The organism is Mycobacterium pseudoshottsii JCM 15466 (assembly GCF_003584745.1).
GTDB classification, from domain to species: domain Bacteria; phylum Actinomycetota; class Actinomycetes; order Mycobacteriales; family Mycobacteriaceae; genus Mycobacterium; species Mycobacterium marinum.
Map to the genome: position 1 here is coordinate 3,527,331 of NZ_AP018410.1, position 16,882 is coordinate 3,544,212.

The 16,882-nt window shown below is 67.8% G+C and carries 13 protein-coding genes; all 13 read right to left on the bottom strand.

The window, feature by feature from the left end:
- Positions 1-101: 101 nt before the first annotated feature.
- The 13 genes from MPSD_RS16050 to MPSD_RS16110 all read right to left on the bottom strand — a co-directional run bounded on the left by MPSD_RS16050 (position 102) and on the right by MPSD_RS16110 (position 16,697).
- Positions 102-773 carry a cell division protein SepF gene (locus MPSD_RS16050; RefSeq protein WP_015356129.1) on the bottom strand — a complete coding sequence of 224 codons (672 nt, stop codon included), beginning with the start codon at positions 771-773 and terminating at the stop codon, positions 102-104.
- Between the two features lie 64 nt (positions 774-837).
- Entirely contained in the window at positions 838-1,623 is a 786-nt protein-coding gene (locus tag MPSD_RS16055; protein ID WP_232022553.1) for a YggS family pyridoxal phosphate enzyme, read from the bottom strand.
- The gene (pgeF, locus tag MPSD_RS16060; protein WP_036426505.1) at positions 1,620-2,327 is read right to left on the bottom strand and encodes a peptidoglycan editing factor PgeF; all 708 of its coding nucleotides are present in this window, start codon (positions 2,325-2,327) and stop codon (positions 1,620-1,622) included. Before pgeF ends, MPSD_RS16055 begins: the two co-directional genes overlap by 4 nt.
- Positions 2,328-2,418: 91 nt before the next feature.
- Positions 2,419-3,579 (bottom strand): cell division protein FtsZ, encoded by a 1,161-nt coding sequence (gene ftsZ / locus MPSD_RS16065; protein WP_012394856.1) that lies wholly within the window; start codon positions 3,577-3,579, stop codon positions 2,419-2,421.
- Between the two features lie 249 nt (positions 3,580-3,828).
- Positions 3,829-4,785: a cell division protein FtsQ/DivIB gene (locus tag MPSD_RS16070; protein ID WP_020787143.1), complete on the bottom strand. Its 957-nt coding sequence runs from the start codon at positions 4,783-4,785 to the stop codon at positions 3,829-3,831.
- Positions 4,782-6,248 (bottom strand): UDP-N-acetylmuramate--L-alanine ligase, encoded by a 1,467-nt coding sequence (gene murC, locus MPSD_RS16075; RefSeq protein WP_020725597.1) that lies wholly within the window; start codon positions 6,246-6,248, stop codon positions 4,782-4,784. The genes MPSD_RS16070 and murC overlap by 4 nt, the downstream gene beginning before the upstream one ends.
- Complete coding sequence (gene murG / locus MPSD_RS16080; protein WP_420811933.1) at positions 6,245-7,336, bottom strand: undecaprenyldiphospho-muramoylpentapeptide beta-N-acetylglucosaminyltransferase; 1,092 nt, start codon at positions 7,334-7,336, stop codon at positions 6,245-6,247. The genes murC and murG overlap by 4 nt, the downstream gene beginning before the upstream one ends.
- A gap of 104 nt (positions 7,337-7,440) precedes the next feature.
- Complete coding sequence (ftsW, locus tag MPSD_RS16085) at positions 7,441-9,072, bottom strand: putative lipid II flippase FtsW (protein WP_020787140.1); 1,632 nt, start codon at positions 9,070-9,072, stop codon at positions 7,441-7,443.
- Between the two features lie 6 nt (positions 9,073-9,078).
- Positions 9,079-10,545 carry a UDP-N-acetylmuramoyl-L-alanine--D-glutamate ligase gene (gene murD / locus MPSD_RS16090; RefSeq protein ID WP_020787139.1) on the bottom strand — a complete coding sequence of 489 codons (1,467 nt, stop codon included), beginning with the start codon at positions 10,543-10,545 and terminating at the stop codon, positions 9,079-9,081.
- Position 10,546: 1 nt separating this feature from the next.
- Positions 10,547-11,626 carry a phospho-N-acetylmuramoyl-pentapeptide-transferase gene (gene mraY / locus MPSD_RS16095; protein ID WP_020787138.1) on the bottom strand — a complete coding sequence of 360 codons (1,080 nt, stop codon included), beginning with the start codon at positions 11,624-11,626 and terminating at the stop codon, positions 10,547-10,549.
- A complete protein-coding gene (locus MPSD_RS16100; RefSeq protein WP_020787137.1) occupies positions 11,623-13,200 on the bottom strand; it encodes a UDP-N-acetylmuramoyl-tripeptide--D-alanyl-D-alanine ligase in 1,578 nt (525 codons plus the stop codon). The genes mraY and MPSD_RS16100 overlap by 4 nt, the downstream gene beginning before the upstream one ends.
- Positions 13,197-14,765, bottom strand: a complete 1,569-nt coding sequence (locus MPSD_RS16105) for a UDP-N-acetylmuramoyl-L-alanyl-D-glutamate--2,6-diaminopimelate ligase (RefSeq protein WP_051153676.1) — start codon at positions 14,763-14,765, stop codon at positions 13,197-13,199. The genes MPSD_RS16100 and MPSD_RS16105 overlap by 4 nt, the downstream gene beginning before the upstream one ends.
- Positions 14,766-15,164: 399 nt before the next feature.
- A complete protein-coding gene (locus MPSD_RS16110) occupies positions 15,165-16,697 on the bottom strand; it encodes a PE family protein (RefSeq protein ID WP_086085358.1) in 1,533 nt (510 codons plus the stop codon).
- Between the last annotated feature and the right edge of the window lie 185 nt (positions 16,698-16,882).

Below are 16,882 nucleotides of genomic sequence, written 5' to 3' on the forward strand. Positions count from 1 at the left end.
CAACGGCACACATCGCATAGGTTCACCGCAGCCGGCCCCGACGAGCGGACAGCCCGTCAGGCCGAGCTGCGACCTGCCGGGCTGAACAGCAGCAGATTTGTCTATTGGTAAGCGTAGAAGCCGGTTTCGGCGATCCGACGACGCTCCTCCGGGGTTACGTCCACGTCTGCGGGCGAGAGCAGGAAGACCTTGGTGGCAACCTTGTCGAACGATCCGCGCAGCGCGAAGGCCAAACCGGCCGCGAAGTCGACCAGCCGCTTGGCGTCGGCGTTGTCCATCGACACCAAGTCCATGATCACCGGCGTGCCGTCGCGGAACCGCTCACCGATGGTGCGTGCCTCGCTGTAATCCTTGGGGCGCAGTGTGGTGATCTTCGACAACGGATGACCTTCCTCGAACATCATCGCCATCCGGCGCGGGTCCATCGCCAGCGAGCCGCGGGTGGGGTTGCGCAACCACGACCCGAAGCGCGGCCGGGCCATATCGGCCCGGTCGAACTCGCGCGGCTGGAATCGCGCTTCATCAGGGTATCCACCCCGATAGCCGCCCGGCGGTGGATAGTCGGCCGGCTCGCCTCGCAAATCGGCGCGCATACCGGCACGAGGATCGCGGCGCGGGTCTTCGAAATCGCGCCCTTCATAACGACCGTAATCATCCTCGACTCGAGGACGCGAATAGCCGCGGGAAGGCCCGCGGTCGTCGTAATACTCGTCGTCGTAATCCTCCATCGGAGCCATACCGAAGTAGGCCTTGACCTTGTGCAGAGTGCTCATCGCTGACCCCTTCTAGCCCTGGGATATTTGTTGTCTGTGATGAAGGTGTGACTACAGTGACTTTTCACGGTGACCGTAACCGCCGCGAACCCAATAGCGCGGTACCGACACGCACACACGTCGATCCATGTTTCACGGCGATCTCGAGGTCATCGGACATACCGGCGGAAAGTCGCACCGCCGTAGGGAACGACTCGAGCACTCGACTGTGTTCGGATTGCAGCCGCTCAAAGGCCTTTTCCTGGCCCCAATCGCGGGGCGGAACACCCATCAAACCGATCAGCTCGAGGCTCTGCGAATCGCTGACCTGGGCGCAGATCCGGTCCACCGCACCGGGGTCGGTCATGTCGACACCGCCGCGGGAGACGTCGCCGTCAAGGCTCACTTGGACATACACGCGCAACGGATTGCCGCGCCGACGATCGGCTATCGCCGTGGTTATCGCTCGGTCCAGCGCTGTCACCAGTTGGGGGGTGTCGATCGAGTGTGCGGTGTGTGCCCAGTTTGCTAGCGAACGCACCTTGTTCCGCTGAATCTGGCCCACCATGTGCCACTGAATCCCCCGCGATCCCGACCGCATGGGAGCGGAAAACATCCGGGCCAGCTCGGCGACCTTTGCCGAAGCCTCCTGGTCCCTCGACTCCCCCACGGCTCGGCAACCCAGTCGCGCCAAGATGGCAACATCGGTCGCCGGGAAGAACTTGGTAATCGGCAGCAGCTCGATTTCACTGACCTTGCGCCCCGCCGCCTCGGCGGCCGCGGCGAGTCGCGACCGCACCACCGCCAACGCGTGCGTCAGTTCTGACTGACGCTCCCCTTGCGCTGAAATGTCCACGACCATCGCGGTCATTCCATCCACACCAGCGACGCCAGCCGCCCCGTGGGCGCACCGCGTCGATGGCTGAAAAGGGTCGGGTCCGCCACCGTGCAACGGGGGTCGACATCGATGGACTTCACACCCAAGTCCCCCAGCTGGCGGGCAATTCCGGCGCGCAGGTCCAGCGCGGCCGTCCCGGCGGCACTGGTGGTCCGGCTGCCCGGCAACGCCGCCTCGACCTCGTCGGCCATCGCCGCGGGAACTTCGTAGTTGCGCCCGCTGGCCGCCGGACCCAGGAATGCCGAAATGTCACCGGGCTGCGCGCCCAGCGCCTGCATGGCCTCCACCGTGCGCGCCACGATGCCGCGCTGTGCGCCCACCCGGCCGGCATGGACGGCCGCGGTGACGCCCGCCCGCGCGTCGGCCATCAACACCGGCACGCAGTCGGCGGTCAGCACCGCCAACGCCAGGCCGGGAACCTTGGTCACCAACGCGTCGGTGTCATCGAAAGCGTTGTCGCGCGGCGCGTCGACCACCTCAACCCGGTCACCGTGGACCTGGTTCATCCACACCACTCGTTCGGTGGGCATACCGATGGTGGCGGCCAGCCGGGCTCGGTTGGCCGCCACGGAGGCCGGGTCATCACCGACGTGGTCACCGAGGTTGAAGGAGTCGAAAGGCGGCTTGGACACACCGCCCTTCCGAGTGGTAGTCACCCGGCGGATTCGAACGCTCACCCCACCAGTATCCGGATTCGACTGCCGACCAGGTTGCGGCGCGGTCCGGCCGCGGCCGGTTTGTCGCGTTCTGGCAAGCAAATTGAGACCCTCAACGGCGCATGAAGGGTGGCACATCGACGTCGTCGTCATCGCCGCCAATGCTCAACGTCGCACCATTGGTATGCAGCGGCACGCTGACCGCGTCGACCGGCTCGAACAACGTCGAGCTGAGCTTGCCCGCCTTGGCCGACTCGATCCGATGCGCGCCCCCGGTCTCCCCGGGTGCGGCGCCGGTCGCGCCCGCCACGGGCTTGCGGCCCGGTCCACTGGCGTCGAAGCCCGCTGCGATCACGGTCACCCGCACCTCGTCGCCCAGCGAATCGTCGATGACGGTTCCGAAGATGATGTTGGCGTCTGGGTGGGCGGCATCCTGTACCAATGACGCCGCCTCGTTGATCTCGAACAGGCCCAGGTCGCTGCCACCGGCAATCGACATCAGCACGCCCTGGGCGCCCTCCATCGACGCTTCCAACAGCGGCGAATTGATGGCAATTTCGGCGGCTTTGAGTGATCGACCATCGCCGCGGGCCGACCCGATGCCCATCAGTGCGGTACCGGCACCAGACATGATGCCCTTGACGTCGGCGAAGTCGACGTTGATCAGGCCTGGCGTGGTGATCAGGTCGGTGATGCCCTGCACACCGTTGAGCAGCACCTCGTCGGCGCTACGGAACGCGTCCATCAGGGATACGGCGGCGTCACCCATCTGCAGCAGCCGGTCATTGGGGATCACGATGAGGGTGTCGCAGCTTTCCCGCAAAGCCGCTATACCGTTCTCCGCCTGGTTGCTGCGGCGCTTGCCCTCGAAGGAGAACGGCCGGGTCACCACGCCTACGGTCAAAGCACCAAGCTTGCGCGCGATGCTGGCCACCACGGGCGCACCGCCGGTGCCGGTGCCACCACCTTCGCCGGCGGTGACGAACACCATGTCGGCGCCGCGTAGCAGCTCCTCGATTTCATCCTTGGCGTCTTCGGCGGCTCGGCGTCCGACCTCTGGGTCGGCACCGGCGCCGAGTCCCCGGGTCGAGTCACGGCCGACGTCGAGCTTGACATCGGCATCGCTCATCAACAACGCCTGCGCGTCGGTGTTGATCGCGATGAACTCCACGCCTTTGAGGCCCTGTTCGATCATGCGGTTGACAGCGTTGACGCCGCCACCACCGATACCAACGACCTTGATGACAGCCAAGTAGTTATGCGGGGGGGTCATCATTCGTCTTCCTCCCTGACGGGCTCAGTTCTCCTGCGGTGTGTCTGCTTGCAAAACCCTCAACCTCAACCATAGAGTTAGAGTTATGTCAAGTAGTTCCGCGTAACCAGAACCGTATGGGTACGACGGGAACTAGCCGTGCAGGCGCGCCGACGCGTCATGCGCATTTTTTTGTGCCCTACCGCTGAGCGCGGCGTCAGGTCGGGCGCCGAATGCGAATCGGGTCGGGCTCTCGCGGCGGGTTGCGGACTACTTCACGGTCGGCAGATCGGGGCTGGACACGTCGTAGGTCCGCCCTGGCTGCGTCAATAACGCCGCTAGCTTCTCCGCCTTCTCCTCGGCACGATCGGTGGCCCCCCAGATCACCACTCGCCCGTCGGCGAGCGTCAGAGTGATCGATGACACAGACGGAGCAGCGATCCGGCCCACTTGGCCGGCGACCTCGGGACGCAGCGCGGTCAATACCTCCAACGCAGCCAGCGTGGCGGGATCGGTCGGCCCCGGATCATCGACGTCGAGGTAGGGCAGCGCGGGTGGCGGCGGACCGGTCGCAAAATCCACCCCGTCGCGGTCGAACAGGTGCGGGCCGTCCGGGAAATCCTTCACCACCAGCGGCACCCGCTCCACAATGGTGATCCGGAGCGCCGATGGGTATTGGCGCTGCACCCGCGCACTGGCCACCCGACGGATCGTCGCTACTCGGTCGGCGACATCTTTGGTGTTGATCTGCAGTAACGGGGTCCCGGTCGGCACACTCGCCGCGCCGAGCACTTCCTCGCGGGTCACCGTGCCGACCCCCGTGACAACGACATCGCGAGCCGACATCGCCGGGGTGAAGTAGAGCACCAGCCCCAACCCCACACCCACCACCACCAAGGCCACGGTGGCCAGCAGCATTTTCAAGCCGCGAACGACGCCACGAGCGACCGGCTGAGGTTCCTTGGCGACGTGGCCGCGAGCGCGCCGCTTGGCGTCGCGCCGAGCCTCCTCGATCGCGATCGCGCGAGCCTCGGCGGCACGGCGTTCGGCGCGTTCACGACGGGCGCGACGGCGTGGTCCCTCGAATTCGTCCTGATCCTCGGCTTGGTCCGCGGCCTCCTGCGGCTCCTGAGAATCGATGGCGATCGGTACGGTGGCCGGTTCGCGCTCGTCGTCCAGGTCGTCGGCGACCACGTCGGTCGATCGGCCGTCGCTAGCTTCGGTCACTGCAACACTCCTGGCCGTCCGGGTTCACTGCGATCGGCTCGCATCCGCAGCGCGGCCACGATCTCCGGTCCGAGCAGGGTGACATCTCCGGCACCCATGGTGACAACGACGTCGCCCGGTCCCGCGGCCGCGGCCACCACCTCCGCCACCGCAGAAAAGTCACGCAGATAGCGGACCGGCACGGTGACATGCTCGGCGACACTGGCTCCGCTGATCCCAGTCAGCGGTTGCTCGCGCGCGGCGTAGACGTCGAGCACGAACACCTCATCAGCGGCATCCAGAGCGCTGCCGAACTCGGCGGCGAAAGCCTTTGTCCGGGAATATAGATGTGGCTGAAATACCACCAGTAGACGCCCGCTGCCACTTTGGCGAACCACCGAGCGGACCGCCTCCAGGGTCGCCCTGACCTCGGTCGGATGGTGCGCGTAGTCGTCGAAAACCCGCACCGATTCCGCCGTCCCGACCAGTTCGAATCGCCGACGCACCCCCTCGAAACCGGCCAGGCCGTCGAGCACCTCGCCGACCGGGGCGCCGACCTCGATCGCTGCCAGCAGCGCACCCAGGGCATTGAGCGCCATGTGCCGCCCGGGCACCGAAAGCCGCATCGAGCGTGGGTCTGCCTCGCCTGCCAGCTGGATCTGCGCAACCGCTCCGGTGCCCCGCTGTTCCCACGACACCAACGTCGCGGCCAACGCGGCCCCGGCATGTCCGGCCGATCCGTAGCGCAGCACCCGAATGCCCAGCTCGGCGGAGCGTTCGGCCAGCGCCGCCGAGCCCGGGTCATCGGCACAGACCACCAGCGCTCCGCCGGGGGCGAGTCGCTCCACGAAAGCGTCGAACACCCCGACATAAGCCTCGGTGCTGCCATAGAAGTCCAGGTGATCGGCCTCGATGTTGGTCACCACGGCGACGTGGGGGGTGTATTCCAACAGCGAGCCGTCACTTTCGTCGGCTTCGGCGACAAAGTAGTCGCCGCTGCCGTGGTGGGCGTTGGTGCCGGCCTCACCGAGTTCACCGCCCACCGCGAAGGAGGGGTCGCGGCCACAATGCTGCAACGCAACGATGACCATCGAGGTCGTGGTGGTCTTGCCGTGTGTGCCGGTCACCATCACGGTGGTGCGCCCGTCCATCAGCTTGGCCAACACAACCGGTCGCAGCATTACCGGTACGCCGCGGCGGCGGGCTTCGACCAGCTCCGGATTGGTCTTGGGGATGGCGGCGTGGGTGGTGATGACCGACGTAACACCACCCGGCAGCAAGTCCAGTGCGGACGCGTCGTGCCCGATCCGGATCAGCGCGCCGCGTGCCCGCAACGCGTGCACACCCCGCGATTCCTTGGCGTCAGAGCCCGACACCAAACCACCGCGGTCGAGCAGGATGCGGGCGATGCCCGACATCCCCGCTCCCCCGATGCCGACCATGTGCACCCGTTGCAGTTCGGGCGGCAATTGCTCGGCGGTCATCGTCGCCCTCCGACAGCTCGTCGCCGTGACGGAGCCAGACGCGCGATGTCCAATGCCGCCTGAGCCACCTGCGCCGCCGCGTCGCGGTGTCCGACCTGCGCGGCGGCCGCCGTCATCGCCGCCAGTCGCGGCGGGTCGGTGAGCAGGCCGGTCACTTCGCGAGCTACCAGCGCCGGCGTGAGATCGGCATCGGCAACCACCATGCCGCCGCCGGCGTTGACCACCGGGAGCGCATTGAGCCGCTGCTCGCCGTTGCCGATCGGCAGCGGAACGTAGATCGCCGGCAGTCCGACGGCCGATACCTCGGCTACCGTCATCGCACCGGAACGGCATATCACCAGGTCAGCAGCGGCGTAGGCGAGGTCCATCCGGTCCAGATAGGGCACCGCGACGTAAGGCGGGTCATCTTGGCCGGGGGTACGTGGCGCTAGGAGCTCTAGGACGTTTTTTGGCCCGTGCGCGTGCAGCACCGAAACATCCGACGCGGCCAGCTCGGCGGCAGCGGCAGAAACCGCCTTGTTGAGTGACACCGCGCCCTGCGATCCGCCGAACACCAGCAACACCCGGGCGTCGTCGGCGAAGCCGAAGTGAGCCCGCGCTTCCGCTCGCAGAGCCATGCGGTCAAGGGCGGTGATCGCTGCCCGGACCGGCACCCCGACTACCTCGGCACCCCGTAGCCCCGAATCCGGGACCGCCGAGAGCACCCGGTCCGCGGTCCGTAGACCGACCCGGTTGGCCAGCCCTGCCCTGGCGTTGGCTTCATGAATCACGACCGGGATCCGGCGCCGTAACCCGGGGATGCCGCGGGCGGCCAGGTAAGCGGGCAGCGCGACGTAGCCACCGAATCCGATGACGACGTCGGCATCGACCAAGTCGAGCACCGCCCTGGTCTCCCGGACGGCTCGCCACACCCGGGGAGGAAGCCGGGCCAGGTCGCCGCTGGGTTTGCGCGGCAGCGGCACTGGCGTAATCAGCTCGAGGTGATAACCGCGCGCGGGCACCAACCTGGTTTCCAGACCGCGCGATGTTCCCAAAGCGGTGATTCTGACATTCGGTTCCAGGACGCTGAGCGCATCGGCCACGGCCATCGCGGGCTCCACATGGCCCGCGGTGCCGCCACCGGCGAGCACAACCGACAACGCAGGACCGTGATTTACCCCGAGCCCGCCAGCCGGCTCCCTGACCGTGTCATTCACCCGTAACGCTGACCTTCCAATGCACGAACCCGCCCACTATGACGCTGACCGGCGTAGCGCTGCACAGCCCCCTGCTGCCCGGACCGAGCGCCCGACCGATCTGGTCTGCGGGGCAACGCTGGCCGCAGCGGCTCCTCGGCGAGCCGAGTCGCCGCCTTGGGAGCCTTCCGCGCCGCCGCCTGCTTGGCCGGTGGCCGGGCAGCTGGTGGCTGCACGCGCTTACGGTCGCGGAACACCTCGAGGCGGGTGGGCGCATACGGCTTGGGTAGCGGGAGCCGCAGCATCCGATTCACTCTATCGTCGCGGCCCGCCCGTAACGCGGCAACCGCCTCCGGCTCGTGTCGTGCCGCGTTGGCGATGATGCCGATCATCGCAAGGGTGGTGGCCGTCGATGTCCCGCCGGCCGAAATCAGCGGCAGCTGCAACCCGGTGACCGGCAACAGGCCGATCACGTAGCCGATGTTGATGAACGCCTGGCCCAACACCCACAGCGTCACGGTGGCGGTCAACAACCGCAGAAACGGATCGGCCGAGCGGCGTGCTATCCGCATTCCGGTATAGGCGAACAGCCCGAACAGGCCGAGCAGTCCCAGCGCTCCGACCAGGCCCAGCTCCTCGCCGATGATCGCGAAGATGAAGTCGTTGTGGGCGTTGGGCAGGTAGTTCCATTTGGCCACGCCCTGGCCCAGACCGTCACCGAAGATGCCGCCGTGGGCCAGCGCAAACTTCGCCTGCCGCGCCTGGTAGCCCGAGTCTTGGGGATCGTTGTCGGGGTCGAGCCAGGAGCGCACTCGGTCCGACCGATAACCCGCGGTCATCGCTAGCACCCCCGCCGAGACAACAACGGCCGCAAATGAGCTCATGAAAACGCGCAGCGGCAAGCCCGCGTACCAGAGCAGGCCCAGCAAGATGATGCCCATCGATACCGTCTGCCCGAGGTCGGGCTGAGCCACGATCAGGGCCAGCGCGATCACCGCTGCCGGGACCAGCGGAATCAGCATCTCGCGCAGGGATGCCCGCTCCATGCGGCGGGTCGCCAGCAGGTGCGCACCCCAGACGGCGAATGCCATCTTGGTCAGCTCAGAGGGCTGCATCGAGAAGCCGGCCACCACGAACCATCCCCGAGAGCCGTTGGCTTCCTTGCCGATTCCCGGGATCAGCACCAGCACCAACAGCACGATGGTGAAGGCAAAGCCGGAGAACGCGATGCGCCGCAAAAAGCTCACCGACATGCGCAGACCGACGTAGCAACCGACCAGGCCTACCCCCGTCCACAGGACCTGCTTGCCGAAGATCACCCATGCCGATCCGTCGTCGTCATAGGACCGCACCCCCGAGGCCGACAGCACCATGATCAGTCCGAGGGTGGTCAGCAATGCAGCAACGGCGATGATCAGGTGAAACGACGTCATAGGCCGACCCAGCCAGGCACCGAAACGGGTGCGCGGACCCCGCTCCTCGGAGTTGGTTTGCCCCTTCGCGGCCTTGTCGCTCGCGTCAGCGGCTACCGGCTGCTCGGCAGCGGAGTCAGCCGAATCCGCTACCTCCGGGTCCGTGTCGACCTGCAGGTCGGCATTCTCGGTATCGGTCTTGCCCCGGCGTAACAGCCGGGTCAGAGCGCTGGCCACTCCCGCCTACCGGACCGCGGCGCGCACGGCCGCCGCGAAGGCGTCGCCGCGATCGCCATAGCTGGTGAACTGGTCAAATGAGGCGCCGGCCGGTGCCAGCAGCACCGTGTCGCCGGACCTGGCCATATTGCGAGCCGCCGCCACCGCGGCACGCATCACGCGAGCGCCGAGGGAACCCCCAACATCGTCAACTTTTGTAACAGAAGCACCACACGCCTCACCCATATCAGCATCCTCGCTTGTCACAACCTGGACAACGGGGACATCGGGCGCGTGTCGTGATAACGCCTCGGCAACCTCTGCGCGATCTTGGCCGATGAGCACCGCCCCGACCAGCCGCGACGCCATCCGGGCCACCTCCGCGTCCACGGATGCGCCCTTGAGCAGTCCGCCAGCCACCCACACCACCCGTGGATAGGCCAGTACCGATGCCTCGGCAGCGTGCGGGTTGGTGGCCTTGGAGTCGTCGACGTAGGTGATGCCGTCAACGACCTCCACAACTTCGCTGCGGTGCCGGCCAACCTGAAACGAGGCGACCGCGTCGGCGATCGCATCGGCCGACACCCCGACCGCGCGAGCCAATGCGGCCGCGGCCAGGGTGTCGAGGACTCCCACCGGTCCCGGCACCGGGATAGAGGAGGCCGGCAACAGCACCAGATCGTCGGAGAAAGCCCGGTCGACGAGATGCCCGTCGCGCAGGCCCAACTCTCCGACCGCCGGCGTACCGATTCGGAAGCCGACGCGTACCGGAGCCGGCGCGGTGTCGCGCAGCGCGGCCGCGCGGCTGTCGTCGAGCCCTACCACCGCCACCCGACCGGTAAGCACCCGCGCCTTGGCTTCGGTGTAGGCCGCCATCGTGCCGTGCCAGTCGAGGTGATCTTCGGCGATGTTGAGGACCACGCCGGCCTCGGGCCGCAGCGATGGCGCCCAACGCAACTGGAAGCTCGACAACTCCACGGCCAACAGGTCCGCGGGCTCCTCGAGCACGTCCAGCACCGGGCTGCCGATGTTTCCGCACAGAACGCTGCGGTGTTGGCCGGCCACCAGCATGGCGTGCAGCATCGAGGTCGTAGTGGTCTTGCCGTTTGTCCCGGTCACCACCAGCCAGCGACGCGGCGGTCCGTAGCAGCCCGCGGCATCCAATCTCCAGGCCAGCTCCACATCGCCCCAGATGGGCACGCCGGCGGCCGCCGCCGCGGCCAGCACGGGCGTGCTCGGCTGGAAACCGGGACTGGTAACTACCAGGGCATATCTTGATTCCGGGCTGGGTTCGGGCTGCGCCAGCTGCTGCACGGCGACCGACGGGTCCACGGTGGCGACCCCGCTCTCGGCGAAGGGACGCAGCATCGCCGGATCGTCATCACACATCGTTGGTATCGCACCGAAGCGGGTCAGTGCGGCCAGCACCGCGCGGCCGGTCACCCGGGCGCCGGCGACCAGCACCGGTGCGCCCGGCACCAGCGGGTCCAGCATGTCAGGCACCGATCGCGGCCAGCCATTCACCGTAGAACAGGGCCACGCCCAGACCACAGGTGATGGCGGTGAGCAGCCAGAAACGAATGATCACCGTGGTTTCGGCCCACCCGGCCAGCTCGAAGTGATGGTGGAACGGCGCCATTCGGAATACTCGGCGCCCGGTGGTGCGGAAGGTCAGGATCTGCAGCACCACCGATGTGATTTCTGCGACGAACAGCGCCCCCAACACCACCGCCAGGATCTCGGTGCGGCTGGTTACCGAGAGTCCGGCGATGATGCCGCCCAGCGCGAGGGATCCGGTATCGCCCATGAAGATCTTGGCGGGAGCGGCATTCCACCACAGAAAGCCGATGCAGGCACCGGCGGTCGCGGCGGCAATGAGCGTCAGGTCCAGCGGATCACGCACGTTGTAGCAGCCCAGCCCGGGTGCCGTGACACAGGCGTTGTGGTCTTGCCAGAAGGTGATCAACACGTAGGCGCCGGTGACCATCGCCATGCACCCAGCAGCCAGCCCATCGAGCCCGTCGGTGAAGTTGACCGCATTCGACCAGGCGCTGACAACGAGCACACAGAACAGCACGAACAACGCCGGCGTCAAGGTGACGGTGGCGATCTCGCGCACATAGGACAGTTCGGCGCTGGCCGGCGCCAACCCGGCCGGATTGCGGAACTGCAACACCAGCACCGCGAACAGCACGGCGGAGGTGATCTGCCCCACCGTCTTGGCCGTCTTGTTCAGCCCCAGGTTGCGCGACCTGCGGAGTTTGATCATGTCGTCGAGGAATCCGACGCCGCCCAGCGATGTCGCCAGGCCCAGCACCAGCAGACCCGATGCGGTGATTCCTTCGCCGTCAAAAGCCAGGCCGGCGAGGTGGGTACCGAAGTAGCCCGCCCAGATGCCGGCCAGAATCGCGACTCCACCCATCGACGGTGTTCCGCGTTTGCTGTGGTGGCTCGGTGGGCCGTCCTCACGGATCTGGTGACCAAATCCCTGCTTGGTGAACAGCCGGATCAAGGCCGGTGTCAGCAGGATGGAAACCGCCACCGCGATGGCGACGGCGATCATGATCTGTCTCATGAGTGCGCACTCCCGCGGTCTTGACAGCCTGCGTCTGCGCAAGCCAGCGCGTCGGCCAGCTCACCCAGGCCGGCCGAGTTCGAGGCCTTGATCAGGACGACATCTCCGGGTTGGATCTCCGCGCGCAACAATGCCAGGGCAGCGTCGCGGTCCGGGACGCTGACCGCCTCCGTGCCCCACGAACCCTCCATGACCGCTCCGTGGTACATGGCGCTCATCGACCTCCCAGTTCCCACGACAACGAGTCGAGACACATCTAAGCGCACGGCGAGCCTGCCGATGTGATCGTGCTCGGTTATCGCGTCCGCGCCGAGCTCAGCCATCTCGCCCAGCACTGCCCAACTGCGCCGACTTTGAGGCCGGACACCAGGCTGACTCGCGGCGGTCGACTCCGCCTCACCGCGGGCGATCCACGCCAGCGCCTGCAGCCCGGCGCGCATGGAATCCGGGTTGGCGTTGTAAGCGTCATCGATCACCGTCACCCCGTCCGGCCGGGTGCTCACCTGCATCCGGTGCCGCGACACGGGCCCCGCCTCGGCGAGTGCGGCCGCCACCTGCGACACGCTCGCGCCGCATTCGAGGGCCACCGCGCCGGCGCACAACGCGTTGGAGACCTGGTGGTCCCCGTACACCCCGAGTCGTACCTGGGCCGCGGCGTCACCGGCGTGCATGGTGAACTGCGGCCGGGCCAGCCGATCCAGCGAGACCGGTCCCGCCCAGACATCACCGGGACCGGCCCAGCCGGCTCCGGTGGCGGTGGCTCTACCCACCCGAACCACCCGGGCGGCAGTCACCTCGGCCATGGCCGCCACAGCCGGGTCATCCGCGTTGAGGATGACCACCCCGGATGCCGGGACGGCTTGCGGCAGCTCAGATTTGGTTTGGGCAATGATCTCGCGTGAACCGAACTCCCCCAGGTGTGCGGTGCCGACGTTGAGCACCACCCCAATGGCCGGTGGTGCCACCCGTGCCAGCGCGGCGATATTGCCGGGATGGCGTGCCGACATCTCCAGAATCAGGTAGTCGGTGCTGCGGGTGGCACGCAGCACGGTCCAGGGATGCCCGAGTTCGTTGTTGAAGGACCCGGGTGGTGCGACGACCTCGCCCAAAGGTTTGAGCACCGCGGCCACCAGATCCTTGGTCGATGTCTTGCCCGACGACCCGGTGATCCCGATGATGGTCAGTCCGCCGGCCACCAGCTCCGCGGCCACCGCCTTGGCCAACTTGGCCAGGGCGGCCAGCACGGCCGCACCCGACCCGTCGGCGTCGTGCTCGAGCACCCCGGTCAACGCGTCGGCGGTCGAGTCCGGTTCGGGTGAAACCACGATCGCCGGGACCCCGACGGGGCGGGCGGCGAGCACGGCGACGGCACCGGCCGCGACCGCCGCCGCCGCGTGATCGTGTCCGTCGGCACGCGCGCCGGGCAGAGCCAGAAACAATCCGCCCGGGCCGACCGCCCGCGAATCGAACTCCACGGTCCCGGTGACCCGCCGTTGCTCAGCCTCTTGCGGCGAGATGTCGACCAGCGTCCCCCCGACAATCTCGGCGATCTCGGCGACGGTGTAGTCGATCATGTGCAGGACTCCAGCGCCTCTAAGGCTCGGGCCAGCTCCACCCGGTCGTCGAACGGACGCACTTCTGCGCCGCCACGCTGCCCGGTTTCATGCCCCTTACCCGCAATCAGCACCACGTCACCGGTGCGCGCCCAGTCGACCGCGTAGCCAATCGCCTCACCTCGGTCGGCAATCTCAACCACCTGCGCCGCCCCGCCGCTTTCGGCCGCCCCGGCCACAATCGTGCGTCGAATTGCCCCGGGATCCTCACCACGAGGATTGTCGTCGGTCACAACGACCAAATCGGCCAGCTCCGCGGCGATGCGCCCCATCGGTCCACGCTTGCCAGGGTCACGATCACCGCCTGCCCCGAAGACCACCGCCAGCCGGCGCTGCGGATTCCGCAGGGTGCTCAGCACCTCCCGCAGCGCGCCGGGTTTGTGCGCGTAGTCCACCAGCGCCAGGAAGTCCTGACCGCGGTCCACCTGTTCCAGGCGCCCAGGCACCCGGGTTTCCCGCAACCCTGGCGCAGCCTGCTCCGGCGAGACCCCGACAGCATCCAGAATCGCCAGCGCCAGTAGGCAATTGGACACGTTGTAGTGTCCGGGCAACCCAATGCGCACCCGATGCCCCACGCCGGCAGGATCGAGCGCGGTGAATTCTTGCCCTCCGGCCCCCACCGGGGCCACATCGGTTGCGCGCCAGTGCGCCGGCTGACCTGTGGCGCTGACGGTGATGGCGACACCGGCTCTATCGGCCATCGCACGACCGGCCTCGTCATCAATGCAGACGACCACGCTGTGGCCACGCAGCGCCGAGGCAGGATCGAACAGCAATGCCTTGGCTTCGAAGTAGTCAGCCATCGTGGGGTGAAAATCGAGATGATCGCGCGACAGATTGGTGAAGCCGCCGACCGCGAACCGGATGCCATCCACCCGGCCCAGGGTCAGCGCGTGACTGGACACCTCCATTACCACCGTGTCCACCCCGCGTTCGACCATCGCCGCCAGCATTGCCTGCAGGGCGGGCGCTTCGGGGGTGGTCAGGGTGCTGGGTATGTCGGCGCCATCGATGCGGATGCCGATGGTGCCGATCAGGCCGGCGACCCGCCCGGCGGCCCGTAAACCGGCCTCCACCAGATAGGTCGTGGTGGTCTTACCCGACGTTCCGGTGATACCGACAACGGTCAGCCGGTCGGACGGGTGTCCGTACACCAGCGCGGCGGCCTCACCCAGTACGCCGCGGGGCGCGGGATGGACGAGTACCGGCACGGTGCCGGGCACACAACCCAGCGCGGATATCGCCGTCACCCCGGCAGGGTCGGTGAGCACCGCGACGGCACCGCGCTCGATCGCGTCGGCGGCATGGCGTGCCCCGTGGGTGGCAGATCCTGCCAGCGCCGCGAACAGATCGCCTGGCTGCACCGCCTGAGCGCGCAGCGTCATGCCCGTGATCAGCGTGTCCGGGACGGCCGCGGCTCGATGTGGGCCATCGGCGAGCACCGCTCCGACTTGAACTGCCAGCTCAGCCAGCGGCACACCTGGGCCGGCGCTGGGGCGCAACACCGACTCCACCTCGCTCACCACCTCCGTCCGACGGCCGACACCGGGAGAAACCGGTCGGCCATGACACCCTACCCAGTCGCGCCCGGTAACGACGCGGTGCCGTACCCACCCGGCGCCGCGCCGGCTGCCCAACTCTGGGTTGACCCGCAGTGACAGCCCAGCTCACAGCGGACATCTGGCCCGCCGTTCCCGACCGCCGGAGCCCGAGCCTAGGTCAAGCACCGCGACGAACAGCTCGTGATCGGCCGCAACCCGGCGGGGCGGGGCCGACAATCGCGCTCACGCCGGTTCCTGGGCGCTACCTACTGAGGCGCACGACACCCCGATAAACAGCGGCTAGGCCACATGAAAGCCAACCAGCAGCAGACGGCGGCGGCGCAATCAGCACCGGCAAGCCGCCGACAGGCACATCAGCGCACGTCAGCCCTGGGCGCCGGGCGAGCCGAATAGTCGACCGCCTCGCCCGCCGAAACCGCCGGTCGCTGGCGGTAGGCCGAACCCGCCGGTTCCGCCGGCCCCGCCGTTACCGAGCCAATCGGCGTTGCCACCGTCGCCGCCGGCCCCGCCATCACCCATCATCCCGGCTGCTCCGCCGCCACCACCGTTGCCGCCGGCACCGCTAGCGCCGGTTCCGCCAGCCCCTCCGGACCCGCCATTGCCGTACAACGACCCGCCATTCCCGCCGGCACCGGCATGTGCACCGAGTCCGCCGGACCCGCCGGCGCCGCCGGACCCGCCGTTACCGATCCAATCGGCGCTGGCACCGTTGCCGCCCAGGCCACCAGCGCCAGTACCGTCCCCTCCGTTGCCGCCCGCCCCGCCGGCCCCGCCATCGCCGATCAACCCGGCTGCCCCGCCGCCGCCACCTTTTCCGCCGATGCCGCCGCCGCTGTAGATCTGGATGCCCCCGGTGCCGCCGACCCCACCGGCCCCGCCGTCGCCGGACAACAACCCGCCGTTTCCGCCGGCCCCGCCGTTTCCGCCGGTCCCGCCGTCCCCGATTACTGTTGCGGTACCGCCGAAGCCACCGTCGCCGCCGGCCCCGCCATTGCCCCACAGCCCGGCATTTCCCCCGTACCCTCCGGCAGCGCCGTTCGGCGTGGCCTGAGCCGTAACGAATTTATTATTTGCCCCGGCGTCGCCACCGCCGCCGCCATTGCCGAAAAGCAGCCCACCATGCCCGCCGTTACCACCGGCCCCCTCGAGTGCCCCCAGTCGAGAGAAATTCTGATCGTAATCATAGGTAGCGCCGCCGTTGCCGCCGGCTCCGCCGTCACCCCACAGCCCAGCGTTGCCACCCGCACCACCAACCCCGCCCGCTGTGTAGTCCCCAGCGGCGGCCCCGCCTAGCCCGCCGGCCCCACCGTTGCCGTAGAGCCATCCACCGTTGCCCCCGGCACCCCCAGCTCCTCCGGCCCAGCCACTGCCTCCAGCCCCGCCATTGCCGATCAACCCCGCCGCGCCCCCGTTACCACCTGCCTCAGCGGTGGCGCCGCTGGTGTAGCTGTAGCCGGCCCCACCATTGCCGTACAACAACCCCCCAGCCCCACCATTAGGGCTGGCCGCGGTTCCCGCCGCCCCATCACCGATCAGTGGGCGCCCCAACAACGCTTCCGCGGGCGCATTGACCACCCCCAACACACCCTGCTCAACACCCTGCAACGGCGATAGGTTGGCCACCTCCGCGGCCGCATACGCGCCCCCCGCATTGGTCAACGCCTGCAAAAACCGGGCATGAAACGCATTCGCCTGAGCGCTGAGCGTCTGATAAGCCTGTCCATGACCGGAAAACAACGCCGCCATCGCCACCAACACCTCATCAGCACCCGCTGCCAACACCCCGGCCGTCGGGGCCGCCACCGACATATTGGCCGCCTGCAGGCTCGACCCGATCACCCCAACATCCGACGCAGCCGCGGCCAGTGCCTCCTGAGTTACCGACACGAAAGACATCGCTAAATCCCCTCACGCAAGTCCGATGCCGGTTAGCGGGCGACCCGGATGGACAGGTCGACCGAGTTCTGACATCACGCAATTCCCGATTGCCAAAACTTTACATTCAATGCCGAATGTAAACCGCAGTTTCAGATATTTGACTGATTCCAGTGAGGCATGGCGGCCAGCATTCTCCCTAGCGG